Genomic DNA, 26,105 nt, shown 5'->3' on the forward strand with positions numbered 1-26,105 from the left:
ACGAGATGGGGCAGGACGGTGTGACGCGTCGGCGCCGCTGGCAGACCGGGTGGGACAAGCAGGACCAGGAACTGACTGCTGCACGCCGCAGCACCGAGAGAAGGAGGCGATGAAAGGCGGTGCACTACAGCAGTTCACAACTGACCAGTTGTTAGAGGAGCTGGTGCGTCGTCGCACTCAGAAGGCCAAGGATTTGGAGGGAGTTCCGTCCTGCGAGGACTGTCGGCACTTCCGCTACTGGATCACCACCAGCGACCCGCCCCGGACCTACAACCCTTGCGAGAAGAACATGACCATGAGGTTTGATATGCCGACCGAGTGGGAGGGGCCGCATCCCGGGATCGGCTACTACCGCCGGATTTGCCCGCATCGGTCGCCTGTTGAAGGCAAGCGCTGATGTGGTCGAAGGCACCACCGCCGACTAAGGAAGAAGCACGCCGGATCCGCAAGGCGAAGGCAGGGCCGTGCATGGTCTGCCTTCTGCTCTGTATGCGGAACCTGCTTCCTCAGCACCGCGTGGTCTACGGCTGCGACTACCACCACTGCAAGTCAGGAAACATCCGGCGCGGCCATGCCTTCGGGTTCGCCATGTGCCAGTGGCATCACGAGCGCATCCCGCAAGAGGGGAGGTCGTTCGCATGGATGTCCAAGGTTTACGGCTGGAGCCTGAAAGACGGCTCCAGGACCTTCCACGAACTGTACTGCTCCGACGACGAACTGATCGCGCAGCAGACCTATGTGAACCATCTCAGGAGAACTTCCAATGGCTAAGCCGACAGGCCTGTCCGACGAGGTCAGGACCATTTTCGAAGCGCGGAAGGGCCAGTCGCTCGGCCACCAGCAAGTGTTCGAGTTGATGGACGTGACCGGCGTCGACAAGACGAAGGAGCGCAACGGCGTTCGCGATGTTCTGACGTGGCTGGTGAAATGCGGCTACCTGGTCAAGACCGGCGCTTGGGCGGCGGCCACCTACCGCTATAGCGGGCAGGGTATGCGCTTTCACAAGGCGACGGCCCAGGAGCTTCGCGAGCGGCGCATCGATCGTGGTCGAGCCTACCGTGCGCGCAACGGCGCACAGCCGAAGGCACCGCGCGTGGACAGGATGACCATCAACCGGTCGCGGGTGGAGCGGCTGTCAGGCTTGGCCCCGGCGAAAGCGTGGGGTAAGGAAAAGGACGGACAGCGGCCGCCCGAGACGGTTGATGAGTTCAAGGCACGCGGCGGGAAAGTGCAGCGCCTGACGGCCAGCTGGGAGCAGCGAGTATGAGCGGCTATGCACCCAGGGCACACGAGCTGCTGGCGATGGAGTTGAGCGACGCCGGGCGTTTGAACTTCCAGCAGGGGAGGCAGGTGGTTGTAACCACCGCTAGTGCGCTCCACGCGATTGAGGCTGCGCTGTCGGCACCGCTGTCCTGGCGCCCGATTGCCGAGGCGCCGCAGGACGACACGCGGCTGCTGCTGTGGGACTCGGAGACCCGGCGGCCGGTGTTTGGCAGCTGGCGGGGTGACAACCCGGCGATCACGCACTATGCGGCCGAGCCGGCCGGCCCGGAGGTTGCCCAATGAACCTGGTCGAGTTCTGCACCGCCCACGGCGGGAAAGGCACGCCGAACTGCGTTGTTCTCCGTCGCATGGCGGCCCGGGTAGGGACCGCCGTGCGGACGCTGTACATGGTGGCGCACGGGCACAAGCTGGCGGGTCCGAGGCTGTGCGCCAGGTTGGAGGCATACACCGACGGCGCAGTAAGGCGTGAGGACCTGCGGCCCGATATCTTCAGGGGCGCGCAGCTGCCTTCGCTCAATCCGCCGACCGGTTTCGTTTTGGTCCCTCTGGTGCTGCCGGAGGAAATGGAAATCGCCTTCATGGAGACGTGGGTCCTCAAACGGCGCTGCATCGACGATCCCCAGATGCAGGACGCGTGGGAAGCCGCCTTGGCTGCTCGCCCGGAGGTGCCGTCCTGATCGGCTGCCACCTGATGCAGAACGAGGGCCTCAAAAGGGCCTCAGCAAGTCACCACCTGGCGCGACTGCGCGCTGCACGAGAAAACCACCAAGGGGAAGGCACATGGGAATGAACAAGGCGCGAGAGTTGCTGGCTAGTCGGATGGGCCCCACCACGCAGCGCTTCGAGACCGGCCCCGGCGGCGGCCGGCCGGAGCTGACGACGCAGGACATTGCCGCTGCCATGGCATATGTACCGGATGGCCTTGGCCGCGAACTGATGGAGGCGCTGTGGTGGCCAGAAAGTGCCTCTCGCCGCCGCGAGCATCTGCGCAAGGCGGTGATCGGGCTGGTGGCCCCGGAGTTCGTTCGCCAGATGCACGGCCTGGCCACCGCTCGGACTGAGTTCGGCATCGCCAAGGCGTGCATGGGTTGGGGTGGCAGCACAGTGACGGACGCACAGCGGCGCGAGCTGCTGAGGGCCGAGAACGCGCTGGATGAGGCGCGCGCTGCGGCCTGGCCGAACAACACTATGGAGCAGCTTGGGGTGCTGGCCGGCGCAGTGGTTGCGGAAATGTCCAGCTGCGGTTGCTGCAAGTCCTGCGAGGGCACGCGGGTCCAGGCCGCGCCGGCAGGGATCGGTGTCGTTGAGTGTGAGGTGTGCGGCGGCTTGGGGCTGGAGCAGCTCAGCGGGCGCAAGCGCGGGGTGGCGATCGGCGCGGACGATGCAGCATATCGACGGTTCTGGCGCCCGGTATACGAGTGGATGCTTGAGCGTATGCGTAGTGCGGAGCATGTTGCTGCCGAGCAGTTTTCCCGGGCACTGAATCGCGCTGCGTAGTGAGGACTTGCAGGGTCCGCAGATTGGCGGGCAAATTGACCACCATCCAAACGCAAGCCCCGGCCCAGCCGGGGCTTTTCCTTGCTGGCAATCTTTTACCGACACTGCTCCCGCCTGATCACTTTCTTGCTAGGTAGTCTCCGTTAGGACGGGTCAGAAGAGTCTCGGGCTTCTGTCGATGGACGCGTGCCCTTGGCGCTATCCCTGACTTCAACCCCCTTGCGTTTATTTTCAGGGAGTTTGAGGTAAAGAGCCTCAATCTCTTTGGGGCGTGTGATCCGATCCTCAACGATCAGATTGAGCATGGAGAACAGCGAGTTCACCAGTTCGGGTCCATCCTCATCTGAGATCTCACCAGGATGCACGGATTCGTTGCCCACCACTCGGCAGAGATCGAGCGCTTGCTGGATTCGCACGGGCAGTCCTTTCGATACAAGGCTGGCGATGTCAGCGTTAATGTTCGAACCTCTCTCTCCCAAGAAGGGCATTAGCTTCTGTAGCGCTAAGCGTAAGAGAGCCGCAGCGGCTCGGTATGAGCTGCTAGCAATCTCTGCAGCCTCTTGGTAGATAGCCGCCACCTCTTCCGGCATATCCGCATGCGGTGGTGTCGCCGTTGAAGCTTGGGGGTGAACGATCCTTGGTCGATTGTCGATATTCAGCCAGTAGGAAACACGACCACAGTGTTCACACCGAATCATGAACGCGGATGAAGCCCTGTATGCGATGTCGTCCGGATAAAAGAGCTGAGACCTTTTTTGCTTTGCGTAGGCATTGCAGTGGGGGCAGTTGAAGGCGGTAGCAGTAAATTCTGGCGCAACGTACCTGTTACTCATTTCCATGGCTCCTTGGGTTGCTCCCCCAAGCATAAAGCGACTGATTGATATCGGCATCCAGACTTGCTGTTCAGATCTGGAGCTAGACCCAACTTGTAGCCTCGGTCCAGCCGGGGCTTTTTCTTTCCGGAGACGCTATGGCGCAGATCACTCCCCAACAGGCTGGCGGCGTGAACGTCGTGGCCTTCCTCGACATGCTGGCCTGGTCCGAAGGGACCGCCAACGGTAAGCAGCCCACCAATGACCGCGGCTATGACGTGATCGTCGGCGGCGGCTTGTTCCGCGGCTACGCCGACCACCCGCGTGTGCTGGTGGACTTGCCCAAGCTTAAGATCCAGTCCACTGCGGCTGGCCGCTACCAGGTGCTGCGCCGCTACTACGACGCCTACAAGAAGACGCTCGGCCTCAAGGACTTCACGCCTCTGAGCCAGGACTTGATCGCACTGCAGCAGATCCGGGAGCGCCGCGCGCTGCCGCTGATCCAGACGGGCAAGATCCCCGGGGCCATCAAGGCCGTCAGCAACATCTGGGCGAGCCTGCCCGGCGCCGGCTACGGCCAACACGAACAGAAGCTTGCCGACCTGTTGGTCGTGTACCGCAAGGCCGGCGGGACGGTGGCGCCGTGACCGAGCCCGTGAGCACTATGAAAATCATCGTCGGCACGTTCACTGCTGCCGTGGTGGCGCCAGCGACGGCGGATGCCCTTCGCGAGGCGGAGCGGGTCATTCTGGGTGTGCCGCAGTCTGTGCTGCTGGTGGCCATGGCCGGCGCCTTGATCGGTGTCCTGCTGCTGCCGGAGAAGGACGCGGAGCGAGTTGCCGCCGACGCCAGCCGTCGGCGCGGTCACCGCTTCCTGCAGACAGCTGCGCGCTGGGCCGCCCTGGCTGCGGCGGTCGCGGCCTACGCCATCGTGGCCGCATGGGTCATCGCCGTTGCGGCGTCCATCTGGCCGGCACTGGCGGGCGCCCCGCAGCTGCCGCTGGCCGGCCTGTCCGGCGTGCTGATCCGCCGGCTACTGCCGGGCTATGTGCGCATGGTGGAGAAAGCCACCGGCGCCATCGGAGGCGACAAGGTATGAACGTACTGATTCGATTCCTTCGAGCCGTGTGGGCGCTTGTCATTGGCGCCGCGGCCGATGCGCTTCAGTGGCTGAGCAAGCCAGGCAGCAAGATCAAGGTGGTGTGCGCAGTCCTGGCCTTCGGCTGCGCGGTGTCCGGGCTGACCGCCTACGAGAAGGAGCAGAAGATCCGCGACCTGAGCGCCCAGGTGGTCAAGGTCCGGGCCGACTGGCAGGCCGATGCCGCCCGACTGCAGGCTGACGTGGACACCCGGGATCAGCGCCTAGCCGAGGTCGCCGCAGCGCTGAGGGCGGAAGCCGAGAAGCTGGAAGCCCTGAAGGCAGAGAGCGCGGCCGCACTTCAGGACCTGGCCGGGAAGATCGAGGCATCCGAGAAGGAGGCTGTCACCTGGCGCGGTCGCTACGAGCAGCGGCCCGACACCTGCAAGGCGGCGCTGGAGCTGCTCGATTCCGCCTGCCCGGCACTGAAGGGGTACTGACATGCGCGTCATCGTGGTTGCTACCGCTGCGCTTCTGGCCGCGTGCCAGGCCGCGTCTACCAAGCCGAACCCGCCGCCAGCGGCCGTCATCACGGTTCCGGTGGCCACCTATGTCCCGATCGACGCCCAGCTGCGCAAGCGCTGCAAGTGGGTGAAGGAGGCAGCGCCGTCTGCCGTATTCGATGTGAGCAATGGCCGGAAGCGATGCCTGGTGCAGTACGAGGCGCAGCTCGACGCGATCGACCAGGTGCAGGGTAAGCCTGTGCCGGATTCGCCCTGATGGTCCGGCAGACGGCGCAGGAACGCCGCGTGCTGGCGCTGGGCCGGCTGAAGACGGGCGAGATGAACAAGACAGAGGCCGCGTATGCCGAGCGGCTGCGCGCGCTGCAGGCTGCGGGCGAGGTCCAGTGGCACCGGTTCGAGGGCATGAAGCTGCGTTTGGCCGACAACACGTTCTACACGCCGGACTTTGCGGTCATGGCCGCCGACGGCGTCATGGAGTGCCACGAGGTGAAGGGCCACTGGCAGGACGATGCCAGGGCCAAGATGAAGATTGCCGCTGCCATGTACCCGTTTCGCTTCATTGCGGTGAAGGTGCGGCGCAAGCGTGACGGCGGCGGCTGGGAAGTGGAGGAGTTCTGATGGCTCGCCTGCATGCCGTCCCTGGTCGCCTGAAGCCAGTTCCTGCACGGCTCAAGAGCGTCACACCAGGTAGTTGGCGTGGCCCGGATAAGAGCAGCGCGCAACGAGGCTACGGCTATAAGTGGCAGAAGTACCGGGAGCGCTTCCTCCAGGCGAACCCGCTCTGTGTCATGTGCCAGGCCGCAGGTTTTACCACCGCCGCCTGTGTGGTCGACCACGTCACCCCACATCGTGGCGACCACCGGCTGTTCTGGGACCCGAAGAACCACCAGTCGCTGTGCAAGCGGTGCCACGACGGTGCAAAGCAGCGGATGGAGCGGAGCGGCTGAGGCTTCCAGCGTTCCACGCGCAGTTCCACGATGTGTGACGACGATCAGTTTCACGCGGCTGTTTCACGGGCGTTGGTGGAGCATACGGAGGGGGGGGGTAAAAGTATGGTTCGGATTGTGGCCTAGACCGGTCGTCTCCCCATTCACAGAAAAAATTCCCTCTTGGAATAGGAAATCAGCAAATGGCAGGCGTCAAAGGCAAGAGCGGCGGCCCGCGAAAGAACGCAGGCGGCGTAAGGCCTGGCGCAGGTCGGAAGCCTAAACCGCCGATCCCGGTTCCACCGAAGAAATCAGCAAATGCCAAGGCCTCGGCAGTGAAGGTCTCGCTGGAGGCTCAACCCGGCGGTGGCGCCCTCAAGCGCACCAAATCGGTGCCGGTTGAGCAGGAAGAAAAGGACATGCTGACCCTGCTCCAGGACATTGCACTGGGGCGCGTGGCTGCAACGGCGCTCCAAGTGAAAGCGGCCTCGGCCGCATTGCCCTACACCCACACAAAGAAGGGGGAGGGCGGAAAGAAGGAGGAGCGCCAACAGAAGGCACAGGCCGTCGCAGGTCGCTTCGCACCCTCCGCCCCGCCACGCCCGCGGATGAACTGAGATGGGAATCGCCTACACAACGGCCTGCCTGGACTGGGCGGATCGACTGCGGACGGGAAGGAGCATCATCCCGCCGCCGATCTACCCTGACCAAGCGGAAGAGGCGCTGAGGGTGTTCAAGCAGCTACGGATCGTGGATGCCCCTGGTAGTCCGACGTTCGGGGAGGCCTGCGAGCCATGGGTATTCGACTTTGTGGCGGCGATCTTTGGCGCTTACGACGCGGAGACCGGTCGTAGACTGATCCGCGAAGTGCTGATGCTGATTCCCAAGAAGAACAGCAAGTCAACGCTGGCGGCTGGGATCATGGTGACCGCCCTGATCCTGAACTGGCGTGTGTCGGCGGAGATGATCATCCTGGCGCCGACCGTGGAAATCGCCAACAACGCCTTCGCACCTGCCCGCGACATGATCAAGGTCGATGAAGACCTGTCCGAGCTGTTCCACGTCCAGGACCACGTGCGCACCATTACCCATCGGACGATGGGGGCCACCTTGAAGGTGGTGGCCGCCGATAGCGAAACAGTCGGCGGCAAGAAGGCCAGCTGGGTACTGATCGATGAGGAATGGCTATTCGGCAAGAGGCCCAACGCCGAGGCCATGTTCCGCGAAGCGGTGGGTGGGTTGGCGTCACGCCCGGAGGGGATAGTCATCAAGCTGACGACGCAGTCTGATGAACCGCCGGCCGGGGTGTTCAAGCAAGATCTTCAGCGCATGCGCGATGTGCGCGATGGAAAGATCGTGGATCCGCAGTCGTTACCGGTGCTCTATGAGCACCCGCCTGAGATGGTAGCTGCCGGCGACCACCTGAAGCTGGAGAACATGCCGCTGGTCAATCCCAACTTCGGGGTGTCGGTGGACTCGGAGTTCCTGCGGCGAGAGTACGAGAAGGCTGACCAGGCTGGTGAGCACTCGCTACGGGGCTTTCTGGCCAAGCACGCCAACGTCGAGGTTGGGCTAAACCTACGCTCCGATCGCTGGGCCGGCGCGGACTTCTGGCAACAGCAGGCCCGTCCGGAGCTTGTGGCGACGCTGGATGATCTGCTGCAGCGTTGCGAGGTGATCACCACTGGGATCGACGGTGGTGGGCTGGACGATCTGCTGGGCCTGGCAGCGGTAGGGCGTGAGCGGGAAACGCGCAAGTGGCTGGCCTGGGTTCACGCCTGGGCGCACGAGATCGTGCTGGAGCGGCGCAAGGATATCGTCACCATGCTTCGTGAGTTCGAGCGGGTCGGTGATCTCACCATCGTCAAGCTTCCCGGCCAGGACGTGGATCAGCTGGCCGACGCCATCTGCAGGATAAAGCTGGCGGGGCTTATGCCGGAAGAGAATGGCGTCGGCGTAGACCCGGCAGGCATCGGCGCCGTCGTTGACGAGTTGACCACCGAGGATCGGGGCATCGACCTCAAGCAGATTGTGGCCGTCTCCCAAGGCTGGAAGCTCAACGGCGCCATCAAGACGACCGAACGCGCATTGGCCGGCGGCGACCTTGTTCACGCAGGGCAACCATTGATGGCTTGGTCAGTAGGCAATGCAAAGGTGGTTCCGACCGGAAACGCCATCACGATCACCAAGCAAGTCAGCGGGACAGCAAAGATCGATCCGCTGATGGCGTTGTTCAATGCGGTCTCGTTGATGGCGCTCAATCCAACTGCTCGCGGTATCTCTGTTTACGAGAGCCGCGGCATCCGATTCCTATAAGGAACCTCATGTCTCGTTTCAATGCCGATGATCTGGCGTCCCTGGACCGGTACTGGAACCCTCCGGCCGTCCTTGATTCGCCTCCTCCACAAAACGCGCGGGCTGAGGCCGGCCAGTTCACCGGAATGGATGACCCGGCCCTACTGGAATTCATCCGATCGCAGGCCGGCCATGGCGGTGGCGGCTACCAGCTGCGCAATATGGCGGTACTCCGCTGCCTGTCTCTGATCTGCGGGACCATCGGCATGCTGCCGCTGAACCTAGTTGAGTCGGGTGGGAAGAAGCGGATAGCCGTTGAGCATCCAGCGCACCGCCTACTCAAGATCAAGCCAAATCCGTGGCAGACGCCGCTGGAGTTCAAGCGGCAGATGGAGCTGGCCCGGCAGCGGCACGGCGATGGTTACGCGAGAATCGTGTGGTCCGCCGGCCGGCCAATCCACCTCATCCCGATGGATTCCCTCGCGGTTCGCGCTGAGCTTGGCGACGACTGGCGGATGATCTACCGGTACAACAGCAAGAAACGCGGCGAGGTGATCCTGAAGCAGGAGGAAGTGCTGCACATTCGCGATCTTTCCGTGGACGGCGTGACCAGCCTATCCAGGATGAAGCTGGCAGATCGGGCTATTCGCCTGGCGCTGGATGCGGAACAGGCAGCAAGCCGGATCTTTGAGACCGGCAACATGGCCGGCGGCGCCATTGAGGTTCCGCAGGCGTTGAGCGACATGGCCTATGGCCGGATGCGTGGGTCACTGGACACTGAGTACGCTGGAGCGACAGCAGCCCAGAAATGGATGCTTCTGGAGGAAGGGGCCAAGGCCAACAAGTTCGGCAGCACCGCCCAAGAGGCCCAGCATGTCGAGAACCGCAGCGCACAGGTGGAGGAGGTGGCCAGGCTCTACGGCGTGCCTCGACCGCTCCTGTTCCTGAGCGATACCAGCTGGGGCACTGGCATTGAGCAGTTGGGCATCTTCTTCCTGCAGTACACGATGCTGGAGCACTTCACCAACTGGGAGCAGGCAATTGCGCGATCTCTGATCGACGAGCGGGATCTGGAGCGCTACCAGCCGAAGTTCAACGTGCGGGCGCTGATGCGAGGCACGCTCAAGGATCAGGCGGACTTCTTCAAGGCCGCTCTCGGCTCAGGCGGTACGGCGCCGTTCCACACGCAGAACGAGATCCGCGACCTGCTGGACTATCCGGAATCGGATCAGCCAGGGGCCAACGACCTGATCAACCCCATGACACAGAAGGGAAAGAGCAATGAGCCTCCGGCAGCTGCCTGAAATTCGTGCCGAGCGGCGGCTCGGCGCCGCCCAGTTCGATATGCGCCCCGATGCGCTCGAGCGCTGGGAGCCCGAAGTCCGCGCCGCCGGCAACGACGCGAACAGCATCTCGATCTATGACTCGATCGGCGAAAACTGGGAGGGCACTGGCGTTACCGCCAAGCGGATCAGCGCCGCCCTACGCACCATCGGCGACAAAGACGTGGTGGTGAACATCAACTCGCCCGGCGGCGACTTCTTTGAAGGTGTCGCGATTTACAACCTGCTGCGCGAGCACCAGGGCAGGGTGACGGTCCAGGTCATGGGCCTGGCCGCGTCGGCGGCGTCGGTGATCGCAATGTCCGGCGACGAGATCCTGATGGGCGACGGATCGTTCCTGATGATCCACAACGCTTGGGCGGTGGCCATCGGCAATCGGCACGACATGGCCGATGCCGCAAAGCTGCTGGAACCCTTCGACACGGCCATGGCCAAGGTCTACGCGGCCCGCTCGGGCGTCACCGAGGCCGAGGCGGCTCGGATGATGGACGAGGAGACCTGGATTGGTGCCGCCCAGGCGGTGGAAGACGGCTTTGCCGATGGTCTTCTCGATGGAGCTGCCGCCACCAAGGATGCCAAGCAGGCATCGGGCGGGCGCAAGGCGTTGGCCTTGGTCGAGGCGGCGATGGCCAAGGCCGGCCACTCCCGATCCATGCGACGCGACACCCTGAAATCGCTGTTCAACGGCAAGCCGAGCGCTGCCGGGTCCGCTACGCCGAGCGCTGGCGGCAACGAAACCTCGGCCCTGCTGCAGGGCCTTCTCGACAACATCAAAGCCTAAGAGGCCAACACATGACCAAGATGACCCACGGCCGCGTCCCGCGCGGCCTCGTTTCCGTGCGCGCCGAAGGCGCAAACCAGCCCGACGTGAAGGCGCTGGTGGAGTCGCTGAACAAGGCATTCGCCGAGTTCAAGGCCGAGCACACCAAGCAGCTCGAAGAGATCAAGAAGGGCAGCGCCGATGCACTGCAGGCCCTGAAGGTCGACAACATCAATGCCGATATCACCCGCCTGCAGGCTGCGGTCGACCAGGCCAACACCCAGATGGCCGCGTTCCAGATGGGCGGTGGTAGCGCCGGCAGCGGTGTCGCCGATGCCGAGTACACCGAATCCTTCCGCGCGCATTTCCGCAAGGGTGACGTGCAGGCGGCTCTGAACAAGGGCGCGGACAATGAGGGCGGCTATCTGGCCCCTGTCGAATGGGACCGCACCATCACCGACCGACTGGTCATCCTGTCGGACATGCGCCAGCTGGCCACGGTCCAGCCGTGCTCGGGCGCCGGCCTGACCAAGCTGTTCAACATGGGCGGTACTGCGTCGGGGTGGGTTGGCGAAACTGCGGCGCGTCCGCAGACCGGTACGGCACAGTTCCAGTCGCTGAACTTCGGGTGGGGGGAGATCTATGCCAACCCGGCCGCAACTCAGCAGCTGCTGGATGACGCTGAAATCGACCTGGAAGCGTGGCTGGCTGGCGAAGTCGAGACCGAGTTCTCCAAGCAGGAAGGCACCGGCTTCTGGTCCGGCGATGGCGTCAACAAGCCCTTCGGCATGTTGACCTACGTAGAGGGTGGTGCCAACGCTGCCAAGCACCCGTTCGGTGCCATCAAGGTCGTGAACAGCGGTGTCGCGGCCGGAATCAACGGCGACAGCATCATCGACCTGGTCTATGACCTGCCGTCTGCATTCACCCGCGGCGCCAAGTTCGCGATGAACCGCAAGACCCAGGGTGTGGTCCGCAAGCTGAAGGATACCCAGGGCAACTACCTGTGGCAGCCGTCGCTGGTGGCCGGACAGCCGTCGACCCTGGCCGGCTTCGCCGTGCAGGAAGTGGCTGCGATCCCGGACGTTGCGGCGAACGCGATCGGCATGCTGTTCGGTGACTTCAAGCAGACCTACACGGTCTTCGACCGAAAGGGGGTGCGCGTGCTGCGCGACCCGTACACCAACAAGCCCTACGTGATGTTCTACACCACCAAGCGCGTGGGTGGCGGTGTGCACAACCCCGAGCCGATGCGCGCCCTCAAGATCGCGGCTTCGGCCTGATCACCCACCCGTCGGGCGGCCTCGCGCCGCCCGGCATCCAACCTGTGATCGAGGAGCCGCAATGGCAAAGTTCATCAAGCCCTTCCGTGGAGTGCCGGAAGGCGAGATCTATCCCGTCCAGTTCGTTGCCGGCGATGACTGCCCGCCCGAGCTGGAGGCCGGTGCACTCTCTGTCGGTGCGCTCAGCCTGATGGCAGACACACCGCCCCCGTTCCTGCTGGGATCCAGTGTTCAGCCGGCGAGCTTCGAGCTTTCCGACGGAAGTGTCCTATCGTTGAGCGACGTGGTTGGCCGCGCACACGCAGCCTCGGGGCTGTCGGTGGAGGACTGGAACGCGCTCGAGGACAGCGCACGCGAGGCGCTGATCGCAGAGACCGTCGACAAGCTGTCCGGCGAGGACGACAAGGGCCAGGTCGCTGCCGAAGACAAGCCAGCCTTGATGGCGCAGCTTGAAGCCGCAGGTATCCCGTTCGACAAGCGCTGGGGTCCTGAAAAGCTGGCCGCGGCGCTGGCCGACGGCAAGAAGGAGTGAGCCATGCCCCTGTTGACGCCTGAGCAGTGCCGCGCCCAATGCAGGGTCGATGGGGATTACGCCGATGCAGAGCTGGCGGCGCTGCTCGCATCGGCCGAAGATGCGGCGGCGGCATACCTTAACCGATCGTTGTTCGCCGATCAGGCCGCGTTGGATGCCGCTTTGGACGCGTTCCCGGGTGAAGCGGCGGAAGCTGCCTCGGCCTACTCCGCATCCATGACGGCGGCAGATTCTGAGCCTGACGCGGCCAAAGCAGCGGCGATGCGCTCCGTCGCGAGGCAACGCAAGGCGTCGACCGATCTGGCCTTGTCGCGGGACCTGGCTGGAATGGTCGTCAACCCGAGCGTGGTTGCAGCCGTCCGGTTGACCTTGGCGCACTTGTGGGACAACCAGGCGGCAGTGGTGATCGGAGCAACCGCCGTCGAACTACCGATGGGTGTGATTCCGCTTCTTCGGCCCTACAGGCGGGTGATGACGCCATGAGAACGTCAGATCTCAACCGGAGGATCAGAATCGAGCGCCCAGCCGAGGGGACCGATGACTGGGGCCAGCCTGATCAGGGCTGGGAGCTGGTTGCTGAGGTATGGGCAGGAATCGCCAACGAAACCGGACTCGGCGCCATTCGCGCAAGCTTGGCCGGCGGGGTGCCAGCGTCGATCGCACGCTACAGCTTCATGGTCCGATTCGCCACTCTGCAGTCGTTCGCGGTCGATGAGTCCATGCGGATCGTTCACGAGGGCCTGATCTTTGAGGTCAAGGGCGTAACTCGCGACCTAAAAGACCGTGGCAAGGGCTTCATCATCACTGAGCAGGGAGGCAACAGCGGATGAGCATCAAGGCCAACGTTGACTTCTCCGACGCGGTGAAGGGACTGGAGGCGCTTCTCGACTCCCGCGTCAGGCTCGCGCGCTCCATGGGCGTTGCAGGTGGCCAGGTCATTCGGGATGAGGTGAAGCTGCGGGCTCCGGTCGGCACGGAGGAAGGTGGAAGCCTGCGCCCCGGCAGTCTCCGCGACGCAATCTACTTGGCATACCGGGATGGCCGATCAACCGACAGTCGGCAGGTGTACTCGATCTCGTGGAACGCCAAGAAGGCACCACACGGGCATTTGGTGGAGTTCGGGCACTGGCAGACGCATGCGGTCTACAAGGATAAGGACGGCTCCTGGACGCTGGGGGCTCCGCTGGCGCAGCCAAAATGGGTGCCTGCCAACCCCTTCGTCCGGCCAGGGTACGAGGCGTCCCTATCGCGCGCGCAGGCGGCGATGGTTGAGAGGGGCAGGGAGCGGCTTCCTGAGCTACTGCGTGAGGCGCGAGGAGGCAGCGGATGAGCTACGAAAGTTCCCTCCATGCCCTGATCGCCCCCTTGGTACAGGGGCGCTTCTACCCGGACATTCCACCGGACCAGCCGGTCTTCCCGTTTGCGGTGTATCAGCAGGTTGGCGGCCAGGCCCTGTGGTTCCTCGAAGGATCGATACCGGACCACAAGCATGCGCGGGTGCAGATAACCATCTGGTCCAAGTCCAGGTCCGAAGCCAATACGCTGATCCGCCGTATCGAGGATGCGATCTGTTCCGGCGTTCCCCATTCCGAGCCCTACGGCGCCGCAGTCGCCATGTACGAGTCGTCCATCAAGGGATACGGCGCCCGCCTGGATTTCGGGCTCTGGTTCCCTGACCCGTAGGCAACCCACCAACCCCGCAACAGCCCGGCCAAGTGCCGGGCTTTTCGTTTTCAACCAGAGGAAGACAACACATGGCACTCAAGCTCCCGAAGGGCACCCAGTTCGGCTTCGCGCCGGTGCTGGCCACCAAGATCGCAACCACTGGCATCTCCAAGGCGGCGCCGGCATTGGCGAGCATTGCCGCCAATGCAGTCGACACCGACGATGTGGTGGTGCTGGAGATCCCGGGCTGGCCGGCCCTGAACTACCGCACGACCCGCGCTGGCGCCGAATCCACCGGTGCAATCGAATTGCTCGGCACCGACACCACCGATACCACCCTGTACCCGGGCACCAGCGGCGCCGGCTCGCTGCGCAAGGCGGCCGCCTTCATCGACCTGGACCAGCAGGGCGATCCGACCACCGCCGGCGGAGAACAGCAGTACTGGAGCGGGACCCTGCTGGAGGACCCGACCGGCCGCCAGATCCAGATCCCGACCTTCAAGAACGCCAAGACCATCACCATCCCGCTCTACTACGACCCGTCCAAGCCCTGGTATCCGGCGTTGAAGACGGTCGACGCCAAGGGCGAGCCAGTGGTGCTGCGGGCCAAGCTTGCCGGCGGTGACGTTCTTTACTGGTATGGCTACCTGAGCTACGACGGCGACCCGACCATGACCGCGAACACCCCGATGGGCACCACCGCGACGTTCACGGCCCTGGCCGATTCGATTTTGGTGGAGGGCGCCTGATGTTCAAGGTAAAGGCCCCGGAGACCTTCAAGGCATCGTTGACCATCATCGGCCACGGCCGCGAGCAGAAGCTCAACCTGATCTATCGGCACCTAACACAGGAGGCGTACACCGCGCTCCTGCAGCGCCTGGCGGGGCAGGAGATCACGCCGGCTCAAGCGATCCTGGACATGGTGGCGGAATGGGATGCGGACGTGTCGCTGGATACGGCCGGCGTGGATGAGGCCCTGCAACAGCAGATCGGCCTGGACGCGGTGATCATCACCGGCTACGCACAGGCGATCCAGGTGGCCCGCAAGGGAAACTGATCGAGGCGGTGGGGGCGCTGTACTGGCGCGCCCCCACCGAGGCCGAGCTCGTCGGCACCGGCCTCAAGGCCAAGCACTTCACCGCGCCCGAGGTTGAGCTTTGGCCGGAGTGCGCCTTGCCGATCACGATCTATTCGAGGGTCTCCACCCAGTGGCGCAGCAGCGCCGGAGGCCTGATAGGGCTGGACTACCAAGAGGTTCATCGGGAGCTCGACCGTGAGAGGCTGCAGGGCGACCGCAGAGAGGAGGTGATGGCGGGAATCAGGGTGATCGAAGTGGAAGCCATGGCTCGCCTGATGGAGGGGTAGGGGAGGTTTTGACTCAGCCCTAGTTTGTGTTAGGCTCCATTTGCCCCGGTAGATGTTCCGGTGGATTTCCCACGGTGAATCAATCCGCGGGGCATAAGGCTTGTTATGAATTACAGTGTCAAGTACGCGCGTACTCTGAGGTTTGACTCAGGGCGCGAAGTAACCGGGCGGTCATGCAGGAACATCTCTGCTGCCTCGCCCGATGAGGCAGCTCGAAAGCTGCAGCATCAGCTCAAGCGAGAGTATGGATCTTGGCTGGCTTGGGTTGGAATTCTGAGCATCACCTAAGGGGCTGCTCACCACTTTCGTAAAGAAGAACCCCGCCAGTTGGCGGGGTTTTTTGTTCAGGGTTTGGTCTGCAATCGTTGCGCTGGCGGCTTCGGGTGTCGGTTTCGCTGCGCGGGGCATTGAGTGCCGCTCGATGAACGAGGAGGCGCATAGCGCCACTCCAATTAAGAGAAGTCCGTGAACCCGCCAACTGGCGGGTTTTTTTATGGCCGAGGTAGATAGATGGCTGATCAATCACTTGGTGCCGCGCGCATTGACCTGGTGGTCGATACGCAGCAGTTCGATAGCGCCATTACCGCAGCAAAGCGTGGTGTTGCCGACATGTCGAGCAGCGCACAACAGCAGTACCAGCAGCTGTCCCGTGCGGAACGTGGTCGGATCGATACGCTGATACGCCAAGCCGACACCCTGGGCATGACCCGGTCTCAGCAGCTGGCCTACAACGCCGCGTTGCGCACTAGCGGACCGGTGTTGGACGAGATCGTGCAGAAACTGGCCCGCGCGGAAACGGCAGCCAAGCGCTCGGGCAAGGAGCTGAACGCCTATGGCGTCAGCGCGGCCCAGCAGGCAGCAGCCATGCGTGGCGTTCCGGCTCAGATCACGGACATTGCCGTCAGTCTGCAGGGTGGCCAGAACCCGTTGACGGTGTTCCTGCAGCAGGGCGGCCAGCTCAAGGACATGTTCGGCGGAATCCGGCCAGCGGCCGCGGCCCTGGCGTCGCAGCTGCTTTCGATGATCAACCCGCTCACGGCTGCTGCCGCGGCGACTGCCGCGCTTGGAGTGGCCTGGTATCAGGTTGGCGAGGCGCAGCGGCAAGCGGAACTGGCGCTGATCACGACCGGGAACTATGCCGGGACCAGTGCCGAGCAGATTGCGGCGCTCGCTCGGCAGATGGACAGCCTTGGCGGTGTATCGCGGGGAAAGGCTCTGGCTGCGCTGACACAGGTTGCGGCATCAGGACGCTTCACCGGTGAACAGTTCCGCCTGGTCTCGGAATCAGCGGCAGAGATGGAGGGCGCGACCGGCCAGAGCATCGACTCCACCATCGACAAGTTCAAAGAGCTGGCAAAGGATCCGGTTGAGGGACTGCTCAAGCTGAACGAGGCCGAGCACTTCCTCACCCGCGCGCAGCTCGATAGGGTGACCGCGCTGCAGGAAGAGGGGAGGCAGCAAGAAGCGGTTACTGAGGCGATCCGGATCTATCACGCTAGTCTTGGAGATGTGTCGGCCAAGGCGCGTGAGTCCCTTTCGGGTGTCAGCCAATGGTGGAAGGCAGTAAAGGACGACACGTCCTCAGCCTTCAACGAGCTGGGGCGGTACATCGATCTCACTGATCGCCTTCTCTCCCGCAGCACCGGTTTGAAGCGGGGCGCGGTAGCGGAAGCCGCATCATTCTTTACCCCGATATCAGGTCAGGCAAAGCTCGCGGGTGGTCTGATTGGTGCAGCGAACGACTTTGCCGAGCGGTACTGGGGACTTGCCCCCAAGCCCACCGTCACGATGGCGGGGATCTACAGCGACGGCGCAGAGGCATCGATCGACAGCGCCGGGGAGCGCAAACGGCTGGAGCAGCGGAAGAAGGACCAGCAGGAATGGGAGCGCCTGTCAGGACAGAACCTGTCAAAGCGTCAGAAGCAGCTGGCGGAAGAGGCGCAGATCGTCGCCCTTGGCAAGAAGCTCGGCAAAGATCAGGCCGATATCGACCGGGAATTGGCTGCCTCGCGCAAGCAGTTCCAGGAGGCAGAGGCACGCCGCGGTGACGGCTCCAAAACGAACCCGGCTACATCGATCGTTGCCAGGATCCAGCAGCAGGTAGCTCTGAACAAAGAGCAGTCAGGCAGCGAGGAGAAGCTGACCGTCAGCCAGCGGCTGCGGGTGCAGGTATTGGAAGAGCTGGACCGGCTGGGGACCAAGATTCCAGAGGCCGATCGGAAGCGCATCAGGACGATGCTGGAGGAGCTGAAGACCACTGGCGACCTGGTGGAGGCCAAGGACAAGCAGAAGAAGACCCTGGAGGCGCTAACCCGGCAACAGGCCATCTTCGACCAGCAGGCCGAGTCGCGGCGCCGGGGTAACGAGCTGGACCTGATGAGCTACGGACGCGGCCAGGATGCCGTCGCCCAGCTGCGCCGGCAGATGGACGTGCAGCGGGAATACGAGGACGAGCTGAAGCGCTTGGGCGACCGCCAGGTGGCCACCGATCAGGACCAATGGGACCAGCTTGCGGCGAATGCTGCTAGGCACAGGGATGAGCAGCTGCAGCTGGAGAAGGACTACCAGGCCCGCCGGCTTGCCGCGATGGGCGACTGGCGAAATGGCACACGCGCAGCCTTCGAGGACTATGCCACAGAGGCCAACAATGCAGCCGGCCAGGCACACTCGGCGCTGACGAATGCGTTCCAAGGCGCGGAGGACGCCCTGGTTCAGTTCGCTATGACCGGGAAGCTGTCATTCCGCGACCTGGCCAACTCGATCATCGCCGACTTGGCGCGCATTGCCGCAAAGCAGGCAATCGTCGGCATCGCCGGGATGATCGCCAGTGCTTGGGGTGGCGGGGTCACTGCCGCGGGGAATGCTGCAGCTACCAGCGGAACGCAGCAGATCAACTCCGATCTTCTCGCCAACATCGGCCGCAATGCCAACGGTGGCGTCTACACCTCGCCAAGCCTGTCTGCCTACTCCGGGGGTGTCTACAGCTCCCCGCAGCTGTTCGCCTTCGCGAAGGGAGCCGGTGTGTTCGGTGAGGCCGGTCCTGAGGCCATCATGCCGCTGCGGCGTGGTCCCGATGGGCGGCTGGGCGTAGCTGCTCATGGTGGTGGTTCCGGAGCGTCTCAGGTGAATGTCAACGTGGTGGTGAACACCGATGGCTCTACCGACGTTTCTGCTGACACACCTGTGTGGCAGCGCTTCGGCAAGGAAATCGGCCAGCTCATCGACATGAAGATCAACGACGCGCAGATCCGGTCAATGAAGGATGGCGGTGCAATGAGGGTGATGGGGGGCAGCCGATGACCGACACATTCCACTGGCAGGCCACCAGTCAGAGCAGCGGCTCCGCGACTGCATCGGTGAGGCGCGCAAGGTTCGGTGACGGCTACTCGCAACAAGCGGCGGAGGGCATCAACTCCGTTTCCAGGAAGTACCAACTGAGCTTTGTCGCGTCCAAGGCAGTGATCGCCGAGATCGTCGCCTTCCTCGATACACACGTGGGTGCTTCCTTCCTTTGGGCCAGCCCGTGGGGAACGGGCTTGTACTACTGCGACACCTACACCGACTCCCACCTCGGTGGCCTGACGTACAGCGTCACGGCCACCTTCGAACAGACGTTTCAGCCGTAAGGAGTGAACATGGCACTTCAGCCTATCGATATCGACACCGTCCAGCCAAACGGCAAGAAGGGCGACCCCGCACGTGTCATGTCGCAGAAGATCAACGCAAACGACACCTATCTGGAGGGGGTGGCAACAAGTGGCATCGACGCTGCAGCTGTTGCAGATGGCAAGGCCGTGGCTGCCCAGAACACCGCCAACGCTGCCGCACCCAAGGCAAGCCCCTCATTTACGGGGACGATTTCGAGTACCCAGACACCGCTGGAAACGGGAGCCGGGGCCGTTCGAACCATCTTTGAGTTGGCGGCGCCGAACGGCGATGACGACAAGATGCAACTGCTAGCGGTTCGGACAGTAGCTGGGTCCGGCTGGACAGGTGTCATCTGGCGCTTCCGGCGAATCGTCAACGGCTTCCAGCAGGGCATTCTGGAGTTCGGGCAGCCGATCACGAACACCGGCGTCACCATCGACGGTGGACGCCCATGGACCTCTGCGAACACCACTGTCGACGGCAACAACTTCATCAAGCGGGCCTGACCATGGACGAGAGAATCAGCATTGCGCTCAATCTGCGGTCGACGGGCGAGATCGTGCTGGACGGTGATCACTCACCAGGGACCAGCACAGGCATCCCCTTCGACGTGGCTGGCCTTACTTCCGAACGCGTCTCAGTCGGCATCTATCGTGTACACGGAGGCGGTATCGGCCTGCCAGAAGGATGGCGTGCCAGCGTGTTCCGTGATGAGAACGACGAGCCTACCGTCAGGCTGTCGATCGCCCCAGGCAGCGGCTACATCGAGTACCGCTGTACGGATCGGACATCTGGCGAGCCGAAGGACATTGTCTACATGCTGACGGTGCGCGTTACGGTCGTTGTGGACCTTCCACAGGTTCTACCGGCTGACGCCGATGGCCGAAAAGAGGTCTCGCTTCAATGATCACCGCCGACGCGCAGCAGCTTGAGCCCGGCGGCCGGGTTACCGTCTACGAGCTGGATTGCAGCAGCTTCGGCGCTGATCAGCTGTACTTCCACCAGCACCTGCAGTCGGGGGTGATCTGGTGGCAGGGCCAGGAGTATGGCCCGTGGCCGATCAACGCCACTGGCTTCGAGCGCACCAGCGAGCAGCAGCCCAATCCCCGGCTGAAGGTCAGCAACATCGATGGCCGTATCGGCGCCCTATGCCGCATGTTCCAGGATCTGGCCGGCGCCAAGCTGATTCGCCGGCAGACGCTGGTGAAGTACCTGGACGCGGCCAACTTCCCCGAGGGGAACCCGCTGGCCGACCCGGGCGAGCACTTCCCCGATGAGATCTGGTACATCGAGCGCAAGGTGGGCGAGGACGACGAAACGGTCGAGTTCGAACTGACCACCGTGGCCGACTTCAACGGGCGGGAGCTGCCCGCGCGGCAGTGCACCAGGATCTGCAGCGCCCTGCTGCACGGGGGCTACCGCGGTCCCTACTGCGGCTACACCGGCTCGGCGTACTTCGATATCAACGACCAGCCGGTTGACGACCCAGCCAGAGACGTGTGCGCCGGCCTGGTCCGCAGCTGCCAACTGCGCTTCGGCCAAGACAAGCCGATCCCGCATGGTGGGTTCCCGGCCGCCGGCCTGCTGCGCACCTGACGACCCGCCTGCCGGCACCACCAGAACTTCGCGCTGCACCGGCAGCACCACAAGGCCCGCCCAGTGCGGGCCTTTTCTATGGGCGAGATCCATGCAACAGAGCACCCTGCAGGCCATCCAGGCGCATGCCGTGGCCGAGTACCCGCGCGAGTGCTGCGGCCTGATCGTGGCCGGTCGCGACGGGGAGATCTACATCCCATGCAGGAACCTGGCGACCACGCCCAGCGAGCATTTCCGGCTGCCAGCGGAGGACTTCGCCGATGCCGAGGACTGCGGCGAGGTGCTGGCCGTCGTGCACAGCCACCCGAACGCGTCTGCGGCTGCCTCTGATGCCGACCGCGTCATGTGCGAGGCCAGTGGTCTGCCATGGCACATCGTGAGCGTGGGGCAGTGTGTCGGCGCCGATCCAGAGTGCGGCGACCTGCAGACGTTCGAGCCTTGCGGCTACGAGGCGCCGCTGGTGGGCCGGCAGTTCGCCCACGGCGTACTGGACTGCTACACCCTGGTGGGCGACTTCTACGCCCGTGAGCTGGGCATTCAGCTCAGCCAGTACGAACGGGAGGACGACTGGTGGGAGAAGGGCCAGGACCTCTACAGCCTGGACCGGCTGCAGGCTGAGGGGTTCGCGGTGGTCCAAGGCGAGCCTCGCCGCGGCGACATGATCCTGATGCAGATCCGATCACCGGTGCCGAACCATGCCGGCGTCTACCTGGGCGACGGGAAGTTGCTGCACCACATGCACGGCCGCCTGTCTGAAACGGTGGTCTACGGCGGCATGTGGGCCGAGCGCACCCGCTACATCGTCCGCCACAAGGAGGCCGGCAATGACTGAGCGCCTGCGCACTGTCCGGCTTTACGGCCGCCTCGGCGCCCGCTTCGGCCGCAAGTTCCAGCTGGCGGTGAACAGCCCAGCCGAGGCCATTTTCGCGCTCGGGATCCTGTTGCCTGGCTTCCGGCAGTTCCTGACCGGGTGTAAGGACCAGGGCATCGAGTTCGCCGTGTTCATCGGCCGCGAGAACCTGAGCAAGGCGCAGCTCCACGATCCGCCAGGTGGCGACGATATCCGCATTGCACCGGTGCTGGTCGGCTCCAAGCGCGGTGGCGCCCTGCAGACCATCGTCGGCGTGGCCCTGATCGTAGTGGCCACAATCTACGGCGGCCCGGGCGCCGGTGCTGGCGTCGCCAAGTTCTGGGGCGCGGTCGGCGCGGCGGGCTGGAGCCTGGCCATCGGCGGCGTGGTGCAGATGCTGTCGCCCCAGCCGCGTGGCCTGGGGACGAAGGAGAGCGCCGAGAACACGCCGAACTACAGCATGAACGGGCCTGTGAACGTGCAGGCCCAAGGCAACCCGGTGCCCGTCGCCTACGGCGGCCACGACACGAAGGGGATGGTCGTCGGATCCGTGGTGATCAGCGGCGGCATCTACGCGGAGGACCAGCAGTGAATCGCGCCATCAACTATCAGCACGACCCGTTGGCCAAGGCGTGCGCGGACGTGATCGGCGCCGGCGGCAAGAGCAGCACCAACGCCCGCACGCCGGTGGAGACGCCGGATAGCCTGCACTCGATCTCCTACGCCAAGGTGCTGGACCTGACCAGCGAGGGCGAGATCCGCGGCCTGGTGGCCGGTAACCAGTCCATCTACCTCAACGAGGTGCCGATCCAGAACAGCGACGGCACCTTCAACTTCAACGGCGTTCGGGTTGAGACCCGCTCGGGCACGCAGGACCAGGAGTACATCGCCGGCTTCCCGTCCGTCGAGAACGAGATCGGGGTCGGCGTTGAGCTGCGCGACACGCCGGTGGTGCGCACGGCTTCCGGTCAGGATCTGTCGGCGGTGCGGATCCGGTTCGGTGTGCCTGCCCTGCAGCGACAGAACACTGAGAACGGCGATACCGAGGGCTACGCCGTCGAGTACGCCATCGACCTGTCCACCGACGGTGGCGCGTTCAGCACGGTGCTGACCAACGCCTTTCGCGGCAAGACCACCACGGAGTATCAGCGCAGCCATCGCATCGACCTGCCGCCGGGCAATCAGTGGCAGGTGCGGATCCGCCGCCTCACGCCGAACGCGAACAGTTCGACCGTCGCCGACACCGTGAACGTGATCTCGATGACCGAGATCATCGACGTCAAGCTGCGCTATCCCAACTGCGCGATCGCCGCGATCCAGATCGATGGCAGCCAGTTCCAGGGTAAGCCGACCACCGCATACCGCATCTGGGGCCGGATCATCCGCGTGCCCAGCAACTACGACCCGATCGCGCGCACCTATACCGGCGTGTGGGATGGCACCTTCAAGTCCGCCTGGACGAACAACCCGGCGTGGGTGTTCTTCGACATGGTCACCAACGACCGTTTCGGCCTGGGCGATCGCATCCCGCTGGACTGGGTGAACAGGTATCGCATGTACGAGATCGCGCAGTACTGCGATCAGCTGGTGAGCGACGGCATGGGCGGCATGGAGCCGCGCTTCACCTGCAGCCTGTACCTGCAGACCCGGGAGTCGGCCCACAAGGTGCTGCAGGACATGGCCAGCATGTTCCGCGGCATCAGCTTCTACGCGGCAGGGCAGATCATGGCCTCGGCGGACATGCCGAAGGATCCGGTCTACACCTACAGCCAGGCCAACGTGGTCGACGGGAAATTCACCTACACCGGCAGCGGCAGCAAAGCGCGGCACACGGTAGCTCTGGTTTCGTGGTCTGATCCCGACGACTTCGGCCGGCAGAAGGTCGAGCCGGTCCAGCTGCAGGAGGGCATCGCGCGCTACGGCGTGAATCAGATCGAGGTGACGGCATTCGGCTGCCACTCGAAGTCGCAGGCCCAGCGCGTGGGGCTACACATCCTCTACAGCGAAAACCTGGAGACCGAGACAGTCAGCTTCGCGGTCGGCCTGGACGCTCTGAACTGCATGCCGGGTGATGTGATCCAGGTCGCCGATGCCACGCGTGCGGGCCGGCGCAATTCTGGCCGCATCAGCGCAGCCGCGGCGAGTAGCCTCACCTTGGATGTAGTGCCGCCGTCCATGCAGGCCGGAGACCTGCTGCGCGCGACGCTGCCGAGTGGGAAGACCGAAGCCCGCACCATCAGCGGGGTCAACCCGGAGACGCGTGTGGTGACCGTCTCGGCGCCCTGGAGCGTGGTGCCGGTGGCGCAGTCGATCTGGGCGACGGAATCGAGCGACCTGGTGATGCAGCAGTTCCGAGTGATCAGCATCACTGAGGACGACGGGTTGACCTACCGCATCACCGCGCTGCAGCACCGCCCGGACAAGTTTGCGGCCATCGACGACGGCACCCGGCTGGAACCGCCGCCGATCAGCATCGTGCCGCCCAGCGTGCAGCCGCCGCCGGCCAACGTGCGCATGTCCTCGCATGTGGTGATCGACCAGGGCATCGCAACGCCGGTGCTGACCATCGAGTGGGACGCCGCCGACAAGGCGATTGCCTACGACGTGGAATGGCGCAGGGACGACCTGAACTGGGTGCGTGTCGGTCGCGTCGGCACGGCCAGCGCGGAGGTGCGCGGGATCTACGCGGGCAAGTACCTGGCCAGGGTGCGTGCAGTGAACGCGCTCAATGCCGTGTCGCAGCCAGCCCTCAGCGTCCTGACCGACATTCAGGGCAAAACGGAGCCGCCGCCGGCGCTCACTTCGCTGACGGCAGCCTCGGTGGTGTTCGGCATCCAGCTGGCCTGGGCATTTCCGCCTGGGGCGACCGATACCGAGCGCACCGAGATCTGGCGCAGCGCTGGCTCGAACCTGGAGAATGCGACGAAGCTCGGCGATTTCGCCTATCCCCAGAACCGGCACCGGCTCGACGGCCTGTCTGCAGGTGCGAAGTTCTACTTCTGGGGCCGGTTGGTGGACCGCAGCGGCAACATCGGGCCGTGGTATCCAGCTGGTGCGGGTGTCGTGGGCGAATCGAGCACCGACGTGACCGAGTACGACGCCTACTTCTCCGGCCTCATCAACAAGAGCGCGCTGGGGCAGGAGCTGCTGTCGGAAATCGAGAGCATCAGCGATATCGTCCCGTTGATCTGGGCTGCCGATGCCACGTACGAGCAGGGCCAGACGGTGGTGCACAACGGCAAGATCTGGTTGTGGACCGATGCTGACCCGGGGAACGAGGAGCCGCCGGGCACGAAGTGGAAGAGCGTGGGCGATGCCGTCGCCGAGGCCGGGGCGTTGGTCGGGCGGGTCGACAAGCTGGAGCTGGACGTTACGGAGGTAGACGGCAAGGTCACTGCGGTGGGCAACCGCGTAGATGGCCTGGTGGCGCAGTACAGCGCAGAGCACGCCGGCGACGAGGACTGGAACGCGGGCGATGAGGACTCCTTCGCGGGCACCATCACCACGCTGACAGTCATCGCCAGTGGGGACTATGCGCTGGGTCGGCGGGTGGACAACACCGAGGCATCGGTGGGCGAAACCCGGGCGATGGTGCAGCAGGTCAGCGAAGCCGTGGTGGACGTGGACGGCAAGATCAGCGCCTCGTATAGCCTGAAGCTGCAGATCGCGGCCAACGGGCAGTACTACGCCGCCGGCATGGGCATCGGCATTGAGAACCAGCCGGATGGCAGCTACCAGAGCCAGGTGCTGTTTACCGCCGATCGCTTTGCGTTCGTGAACCTGGTGAACGGGCAGCTGACCTCGCCGTTCGTGATCCAGGGCGGGCAGACCTTCATCAACCAGGCCCTGATCGGAACCGCATGGATCACCAGCGCCAAGATCGCCGATGCGGCGATCACCAACGCGAAGATCAGCGGCACCATCCAGTCCGACGATTACGTGCCAGGGCAAACCGGCTGGCGGATCAACAAGGCGGCGGGCGGGGGCTTCGAGTTCAATGGCAGTGTCGCTGGCGGGTATAGGCTGAACATCACCAATCAGGGCATCTACATCCGATATCCCAACGGCAATCTCGCCATTGAACTTGGAGTGCTGCAGTAATGGTCGACATAGGGCTGCGAGTGCGGAGCGAGAGCGGGTACGTGGAAACGTCGGTCACCACGAAGCTGTCGAAGAAGATCGGGTCATACACGTTTCCGCTCTACAACCCGGTCAACTCCAACAACAAGTGGGTGGCTCCGCCCGAGGCAAATGGGGGGCTCGTCGTCAATGATTTTCTTGGCGGCGATCCTTACTACTACTTCACCTGCGAGGGGCAGAGATCGGTGTACGGGATGCTGGTTCCATCGGTGACCATTTCGGGGAACAGCATCAACTGGAGCTGGGATCCTGACATAGTGAACTACCACGTCAGGATGGAGATGTTCCCTAGCCAGCCGACCACGAACACCGTCGGCGGCATCACGCTTCACTATGGGGTATACAGCTGATGGCCGTCGGGCTACGCATACGAAATCAGGACACGGGGCAGATTCAGATTGGGGCCGGCTATCGAAACCTTCAGCTGACCAAGTCGGGAACGTTGGACACAGGGAGCTTCTCAGGTGGCGCGACAGCTGGCTCACCGCCATTCGCAAGCTGGTCTCC

The 26,105-nt window shown here is 63.9% G+C and carries 35 protein-coding genes; 34 read left to right on the forward strand and 1 reads right to left on the reverse strand.

Annotation, left to right across the window (positions count from 1 at the left end):
• Positions 1-109 precede the first annotated feature (109 nt).
• The 6 genes from ACUZUJ_RS08850 to ACUZUJ_RS08875 all read left to right on the forward strand — a co-directional run bounded on the left by ACUZUJ_RS08850 (position 110) and on the right by ACUZUJ_RS08875 (position 2,781).
• Positions 110-397 (forward strand): hypothetical protein, encoded by a 288-nt coding sequence (locus ACUZUJ_RS08850; RefSeq protein WP_458220421.1) that lies wholly within the window; start codon positions 110-112, stop codon positions 395-397.
• Positions 397-771 (forward strand): Ref family recombination enhancement nuclease, encoded by a 375-nt coding sequence (locus ACUZUJ_RS08855; protein WP_458220422.1) that lies wholly within the window; start codon positions 397-399, stop codon positions 769-771. Before ACUZUJ_RS08850 ends, ACUZUJ_RS08855 begins: the two co-directional genes overlap by 1 nt.
• Positions 764-1,267, forward strand: coding sequence for a hypothetical protein (locus tag ACUZUJ_RS08860; RefSeq protein ID WP_458220423.1), 504 nt, complete (start codon positions 764-766; stop codon positions 1,265-1,267). Before ACUZUJ_RS08855 ends, ACUZUJ_RS08860 begins: the two co-directional genes overlap by 8 nt.
• The gene (locus tag ACUZUJ_RS08865; protein ID WP_458220424.1) at positions 1,264-1,566 is read left to right on the forward strand and encodes a hypothetical protein; all 303 of its coding nucleotides are present in this window, start codon (positions 1,264-1,266) and stop codon (positions 1,564-1,566) included. Before ACUZUJ_RS08860 ends, ACUZUJ_RS08865 begins: the two co-directional genes overlap by 4 nt.
• Positions 1,563-1,961, forward strand: a complete 399-nt coding sequence (locus ACUZUJ_RS08870; RefSeq protein WP_458220425.1) for a hypothetical protein — start codon at positions 1,563-1,565, stop codon at positions 1,959-1,961. The genes ACUZUJ_RS08865 and ACUZUJ_RS08870 overlap by 4 nt, the downstream gene beginning before the upstream one ends.
• Before the next feature lie 109 nt (positions 1,962-2,070).
• Entirely contained in the window at positions 2,071-2,781 is a 711-nt protein-coding gene (locus tag ACUZUJ_RS08875) for a hypothetical protein (RefSeq protein ID WP_458220426.1), read from the forward strand.
• A gap of 143 nt (positions 2,782-2,924) precedes the next feature.
• Here ACUZUJ_RS08875 and ACUZUJ_RS08880 read toward each other — a convergent pair whose 3' ends face one another.
• On the reverse strand, positions 2,925-3,614 hold the full coding sequence (locus ACUZUJ_RS08880; RefSeq protein WP_458220427.1) for a DUF4145 domain-containing protein: 690 nt from the start codon (positions 3,612-3,614) through the stop codon (positions 2,925-2,927).
• A gap of 137 nt (positions 3,615-3,751) precedes the next feature.
• On the opposite strand from ACUZUJ_RS08880, the gene ACUZUJ_RS08885 reads away from it, so the two are divergent.
• From ACUZUJ_RS08885 to ACUZUJ_RS09020, 28 genes are all read left to right on the forward strand, one after another.
• Complete coding sequence (locus ACUZUJ_RS08885) at positions 3,752-4,240, forward strand: glycoside hydrolase family 24 protein (protein WP_458220428.1); 489 nt, start codon at positions 3,752-3,754, stop codon at positions 4,238-4,240.
• Positions 4,237-4,692 carry a hypothetical protein gene (locus ACUZUJ_RS08890; protein WP_458220429.1) on the forward strand — a complete coding sequence of 152 codons (456 nt, stop codon included), beginning with the start codon at positions 4,237-4,239 and terminating at the stop codon, positions 4,690-4,692. Before ACUZUJ_RS08885 ends, ACUZUJ_RS08890 begins: the two co-directional genes overlap by 4 nt.
• Positions 4,689-5,171, forward strand: a complete 483-nt coding sequence (locus ACUZUJ_RS08895; RefSeq protein WP_458220430.1) for a hypothetical protein — start codon at positions 4,689-4,691, stop codon at positions 5,169-5,171. Before ACUZUJ_RS08890 ends, ACUZUJ_RS08895 begins: the two co-directional genes overlap by 4 nt.
• Before the next feature lies 1 nt (position 5,172).
• Positions 5,173-5,451 carry a hypothetical protein gene (locus tag ACUZUJ_RS08900; RefSeq protein ID WP_458220431.1) on the forward strand — a complete coding sequence of 93 codons (279 nt, stop codon included), beginning with the start codon at positions 5,173-5,175 and terminating at the stop codon, positions 5,449-5,451.
• Complete coding sequence (locus tag ACUZUJ_RS08905) at positions 5,451-5,813, forward strand: DUF1064 domain-containing protein (protein ID WP_458220432.1); 363 nt, start codon at positions 5,451-5,453, stop codon at positions 5,811-5,813. Before ACUZUJ_RS08900 ends, ACUZUJ_RS08905 begins: the two co-directional genes overlap by 1 nt.
• Positions 5,813-6,142, forward strand: a complete 330-nt coding sequence (locus ACUZUJ_RS08910; RefSeq protein ID WP_458220433.1) for an HNH endonuclease — start codon at positions 5,813-5,815, stop codon at positions 6,140-6,142. The genes ACUZUJ_RS08905 and ACUZUJ_RS08910 overlap by 1 nt, the downstream gene beginning before the upstream one ends.
• 182 nt (positions 6,143-6,324) lie before the next feature.
• Complete coding sequence (locus tag ACUZUJ_RS08915; RefSeq protein ID WP_458220434.1) at positions 6,325-6,738, forward strand: hypothetical protein; 414 nt, start codon at positions 6,325-6,327, stop codon at positions 6,736-6,738.
• Between the two features lies 1 nt (position 6,739).
• On the forward strand, positions 6,740-8,437 hold the full coding sequence (locus ACUZUJ_RS08920; RefSeq protein WP_164166329.1) for a terminase large subunit: 1,698 nt from the start codon (positions 6,740-6,742) through the stop codon (positions 8,435-8,437).
• Between the two features lie 8 nt (positions 8,438-8,445).
• A complete protein-coding gene (locus tag ACUZUJ_RS08925) occupies positions 8,446-9,720 on the forward strand; it encodes a phage portal protein (protein WP_458220435.1) in 1,275 nt (424 codons plus the stop codon).
• Positions 9,698-10,540 carry a head maturation protease, ClpP-related gene (locus ACUZUJ_RS08930; protein ID WP_458220436.1) on the forward strand — a complete coding sequence of 281 codons (843 nt, stop codon included), beginning with the start codon at positions 9,698-9,700 and terminating at the stop codon, positions 10,538-10,540. The genes ACUZUJ_RS08925 and ACUZUJ_RS08930 overlap by 23 nt, the downstream gene beginning before the upstream one ends.
• Before the next feature lie 11 nt (positions 10,541-10,551).
• Entirely contained in the window at positions 10,552-11,802 is a 1,251-nt protein-coding gene (locus tag ACUZUJ_RS08935) for a phage major capsid protein (RefSeq protein WP_458220437.1), read from the forward strand.
• A 61-nt stretch (positions 11,803-11,863) separates the two neighbouring features.
• The gene (locus tag ACUZUJ_RS08940; protein WP_458220438.1) at positions 11,864-12,334 is read left to right on the forward strand and encodes a hypothetical protein; all 471 of its coding nucleotides are present in this window, start codon (positions 11,864-11,866) and stop codon (positions 12,332-12,334) included.
• A 3-nt stretch (positions 12,335-12,337) separates the two neighbouring features.
• Positions 12,338-12,817: a head-tail connector protein gene (locus tag ACUZUJ_RS08945; RefSeq protein WP_458220439.1), complete on the forward strand. Its 480-nt coding sequence runs from the start codon at positions 12,338-12,340 to the stop codon at positions 12,815-12,817.
• Complete coding sequence (locus tag ACUZUJ_RS08950) at positions 12,814-13,164, forward strand: head-tail adaptor protein (protein ID WP_458220440.1); 351 nt, start codon at positions 12,814-12,816, stop codon at positions 13,162-13,164. Before ACUZUJ_RS08945 ends, ACUZUJ_RS08950 begins: the two co-directional genes overlap by 4 nt.
• A complete protein-coding gene (locus ACUZUJ_RS08955; protein ID WP_458220441.1) occupies positions 13,161-13,664 on the forward strand; it encodes an HK97 gp10 family phage protein in 504 nt (167 codons plus the stop codon). Before ACUZUJ_RS08950 ends, ACUZUJ_RS08955 begins: the two co-directional genes overlap by 4 nt.
• Positions 13,661-14,017 carry a DUF3168 domain-containing protein gene (locus ACUZUJ_RS08960; RefSeq protein ID WP_458220442.1) on the forward strand — a complete coding sequence of 119 codons (357 nt, stop codon included), beginning with the start codon at positions 13,661-13,663 and terminating at the stop codon, positions 14,015-14,017. The genes ACUZUJ_RS08955 and ACUZUJ_RS08960 overlap by 4 nt, the downstream gene beginning before the upstream one ends.
• A 71-nt stretch (positions 14,018-14,088) precedes the next feature.
• Positions 14,089-14,748 (forward strand): phage tail tube protein, encoded by a 660-nt coding sequence (locus tag ACUZUJ_RS08965; RefSeq protein WP_458220443.1) that lies wholly within the window; start codon positions 14,089-14,091, stop codon positions 14,746-14,748.
• Positions 14,748-15,056, forward strand: coding sequence for a phage tail assembly chaperone (locus ACUZUJ_RS08970; RefSeq protein WP_164166315.1), 309 nt, complete (start codon positions 14,748-14,750; stop codon positions 15,054-15,056). The genes ACUZUJ_RS08965 and ACUZUJ_RS08970 overlap by 1 nt, the downstream gene beginning before the upstream one ends.
• Positions 15,057-15,064: 8 nt before the next feature.
• Complete coding sequence (locus tag ACUZUJ_RS08975; protein WP_458220444.1) at positions 15,065-15,364, forward strand: DUF1799 domain-containing protein; 300 nt, start codon at positions 15,065-15,067, stop codon at positions 15,362-15,364.
• 510 nt (positions 15,365-15,874) lie between these two features.
• Positions 15,875-18,664 carry a phage tail tape measure protein gene (locus ACUZUJ_RS08980; RefSeq protein WP_458220445.1) on the forward strand — a complete coding sequence of 930 codons (2,790 nt, stop codon included), beginning with the start codon at positions 15,875-15,877 and terminating at the stop codon, positions 18,662-18,664.
• Positions 18,661-18,990 (forward strand): phage tail protein, encoded by a 330-nt coding sequence (locus ACUZUJ_RS08985; RefSeq protein ID WP_088476214.1) that lies wholly within the window; start codon positions 18,661-18,663, stop codon positions 18,988-18,990. The genes ACUZUJ_RS08980 and ACUZUJ_RS08985 overlap by 4 nt, the downstream gene beginning before the upstream one ends.
• A gap of 9 nt (positions 18,991-18,999) precedes the next feature.
• Positions 19,000-19,518 carry a hypothetical protein gene (locus tag ACUZUJ_RS08990; protein WP_458220446.1) on the forward strand — a complete coding sequence of 173 codons (519 nt, stop codon included), beginning with the start codon at positions 19,000-19,002 and terminating at the stop codon, positions 19,516-19,518.
• 2 nt (positions 19,519-19,520) lie between these two features.
• Positions 19,521-19,919 (forward strand): hypothetical protein, encoded by a 399-nt coding sequence (locus ACUZUJ_RS08995; protein ID WP_197659328.1) that lies wholly within the window; start codon positions 19,521-19,523, stop codon positions 19,917-19,919.
• Positions 19,916-20,608 carry a phage minor tail protein L gene (locus tag ACUZUJ_RS09000; protein ID WP_458220447.1) on the forward strand — a complete coding sequence of 231 codons (693 nt, stop codon included), beginning with the start codon at positions 19,916-19,918 and terminating at the stop codon, positions 20,606-20,608. Before ACUZUJ_RS08995 ends, ACUZUJ_RS09000 begins: the two co-directional genes overlap by 4 nt.
• A 91-nt stretch (positions 20,609-20,699) precedes the next feature.
• Positions 20,700-21,440, forward strand: a complete 741-nt coding sequence (locus ACUZUJ_RS09005; protein WP_458220448.1) for a C40 family peptidase — start codon at positions 20,700-20,702, stop codon at positions 21,438-21,440.
• The gene (locus ACUZUJ_RS09010) at positions 21,433-22,050 is read left to right on the forward strand and encodes a tail assembly protein (RefSeq protein ID WP_458220449.1); all 618 of its coding nucleotides are present in this window, start codon (positions 21,433-21,435) and stop codon (positions 22,048-22,050) included. The genes ACUZUJ_RS09005 and ACUZUJ_RS09010 overlap by 8 nt, the downstream gene beginning before the upstream one ends.
• A complete protein-coding gene (locus tag ACUZUJ_RS09015) occupies positions 22,047-25,559 on the forward strand; it encodes a TipJ family phage tail tip protein (RefSeq protein ID WP_458220450.1) in 3,513 nt (1,170 codons plus the stop codon). Before ACUZUJ_RS09010 ends, ACUZUJ_RS09015 begins: the two co-directional genes overlap by 4 nt.
• Positions 25,559-25,948, forward strand: coding sequence for a hypothetical protein (locus tag ACUZUJ_RS09020; protein ID WP_458220451.1), 390 nt, complete (start codon positions 25,559-25,561; stop codon positions 25,946-25,948). Before ACUZUJ_RS09015 ends, ACUZUJ_RS09020 begins: the two co-directional genes overlap by 1 nt.
• Positions 25,949-26,105 lie beyond the last annotated feature (157 nt).

The sequence above is a fragment of the Stenotrophomonas sp. S4 genome (assembly GCF_054187805.2).

Coding starts and splice junctions, on each gene's coding strand:
- ACUZUJ_RS09005 (WP_458220448.1), top strand. CDS start 20,700: ATGCAACAGAGCACCCTGCAGGCCATCCAGGCGCATGCCGTGGCCGAG.
- ACUZUJ_RS08910 (WP_458220433.1), top strand. CDS start 5,813: ATGGCTCGCCTGCATGCCGTCCCTGGTCGCCTGAAGCCAGTTCCTGCA.
- ACUZUJ_RS08945 (WP_458220439.1), top strand. CDS start 12,338: ATGCCCCTGTTGACGCCTGAGCAGTGCCGCGCCCAATGCAGGGTCGAT.
- ACUZUJ_RS08905 (WP_458220432.1), top strand. CDS start 5,451: ATGGTCCGGCAGACGGCGCAGGAACGCCGCGTGCTGGCGCTGGGCCGG.
- ACUZUJ_RS08985 (WP_088476214.1), top strand. CDS start 18,661: ATGACCGACACATTCCACTGGCAGGCCACCAGTCAGAGCAGCGGCTCC.
- ACUZUJ_RS08935 (WP_458220437.1), top strand. CDS start 10,552: ATGACCAAGATGACCCACGGCCGCGTCCCGCGCGGCCTCGTTTCCGTG.
- ACUZUJ_RS08940 (WP_458220438.1), top strand. CDS start 11,864: ATGGCAAAGTTCATCAAGCCCTTCCGTGGAGTGCCGGAAGGCGAGATC.
- ACUZUJ_RS08915 (WP_458220434.1), top strand. CDS start 6,325: ATGGCAGGCGTCAAAGGCAAGAGCGGCGGCCCGCGAAAGAACGCAGGC.
- ACUZUJ_RS09010 (WP_458220449.1), top strand. CDS start 21,433: ATGACTGAGCGCCTGCGCACTGTCCGGCTTTACGGCCGCCTCGGCGCC.
- ACUZUJ_RS08925 (WP_458220435.1), top strand. CDS start 8,446: ATGTCTCGTTTCAATGCCGATGATCTGGCGTCCCTGGACCGGTACTGG.
- ACUZUJ_RS08950 (WP_458220440.1), top strand. CDS start 12,814: ATGAGAACGTCAGATCTCAACCGGAGGATCAGAATCGAGCGCCCAGCC.
- ACUZUJ_RS08920 (WP_164166329.1), top strand. CDS start 6,740: ATGGGAATCGCCTACACAACGGCCTGCCTGGACTGGGCGGATCGACTG.
- ACUZUJ_RS08955 (WP_458220441.1), top strand. CDS start 13,161: ATGAGCATCAAGGCCAACGTTGACTTCTCCGACGCGGTGAAGGGACTG.
- ACUZUJ_RS08980 (WP_458220445.1), top strand. CDS start 15,875: ATGGCTGATCAATCACTTGGTGCCGCGCGCATTGACCTGGTGGTCGAT.
- ACUZUJ_RS08970 (WP_164166315.1), top strand. CDS start 14,748: ATGTTCAAGGTAAAGGCCCCGGAGACCTTCAAGGCATCGTTGACCATC.
- ACUZUJ_RS09020 (WP_458220451.1), top strand. CDS start 25,559: ATGGTCGACATAGGGCTGCGAGTGCGGAGCGAGAGCGGGTACGTGGAA.
- ACUZUJ_RS08865 (WP_458220424.1), top strand. CDS start 1,264: ATGAGCGGCTATGCACCCAGGGCACACGAGCTGCTGGCGATGGAGTTG.
- ACUZUJ_RS08995 (WP_197659328.1), top strand. CDS start 19,521: ATGGACGAGAGAATCAGCATTGCGCTCAATCTGCGGTCGACGGGCGAG.
- ACUZUJ_RS08880 (WP_458220427.1), bottom strand. CDS start 3,614: ATGAGTAACAGGTACGTTGCGCCAGAATTTACTGCTACCGCCTTCAAC.
- ACUZUJ_RS08900 (WP_458220431.1), top strand. CDS start 5,173: ATGCGCGTCATCGTGGTTGCTACCGCTGCGCTTCTGGCCGCGTGCCAG.
- ACUZUJ_RS09000 (WP_458220447.1), top strand. CDS start 19,916: ATGATCACCGCCGACGCGCAGCAGCTTGAGCCCGGCGGCCGGGTTACC.
- ACUZUJ_RS08930 (WP_458220436.1), top strand. CDS start 9,698: ATGAGCCTCCGGCAGCTGCCTGAAATTCGTGCCGAGCGGCGGCTCGGC.
- ACUZUJ_RS08855 (WP_458220422.1), top strand. CDS start 397: ATGTGGTCGAAGGCACCACCGCCGACTAAGGAAGAAGCACGCCGGATC.
- ACUZUJ_RS08960 (WP_458220442.1), top strand. CDS start 13,661: ATGAGCTACGAAAGTTCCCTCCATGCCCTGATCGCCCCCTTGGTACAG.
- ACUZUJ_RS08885 (WP_458220428.1), top strand. CDS start 3,752: ATGGCGCAGATCACTCCCCAACAGGCTGGCGGCGTGAACGTCGTGGCC.
- ACUZUJ_RS08875 (WP_458220426.1), top strand. CDS start 2,071: ATGAACAAGGCGCGAGAGTTGCTGGCTAGTCGGATGGGCCCCACCACG.
- ACUZUJ_RS08860 (WP_458220423.1), top strand. CDS start 764: ATGGCTAAGCCGACAGGCCTGTCCGACGAGGTCAGGACCATTTTCGAA.
- ACUZUJ_RS08850 (WP_458220421.1), top strand. CDS start 110: ATGAAAGGCGGTGCACTACAGCAGTTCACAACTGACCAGTTGTTAGAG.
- ACUZUJ_RS08895 (WP_458220430.1), top strand. CDS start 4,689: ATGAACGTACTGATTCGATTCCTTCGAGCCGTGTGGGCGCTTGTCATT.
- ACUZUJ_RS08870 (WP_458220425.1), top strand. CDS start 1,563: ATGAACCTGGTCGAGTTCTGCACCGCCCACGGCGGGAAAGGCACGCCG.
- ACUZUJ_RS08965 (WP_458220443.1), top strand. CDS start 14,089: ATGGCACTCAAGCTCCCGAAGGGCACCCAGTTCGGCTTCGCGCCGGTG.
- ACUZUJ_RS08990 (WP_458220446.1), top strand. CDS start 19,000: ATGGCACTTCAGCCTATCGATATCGACACCGTCCAGCCAAACGGCAAG.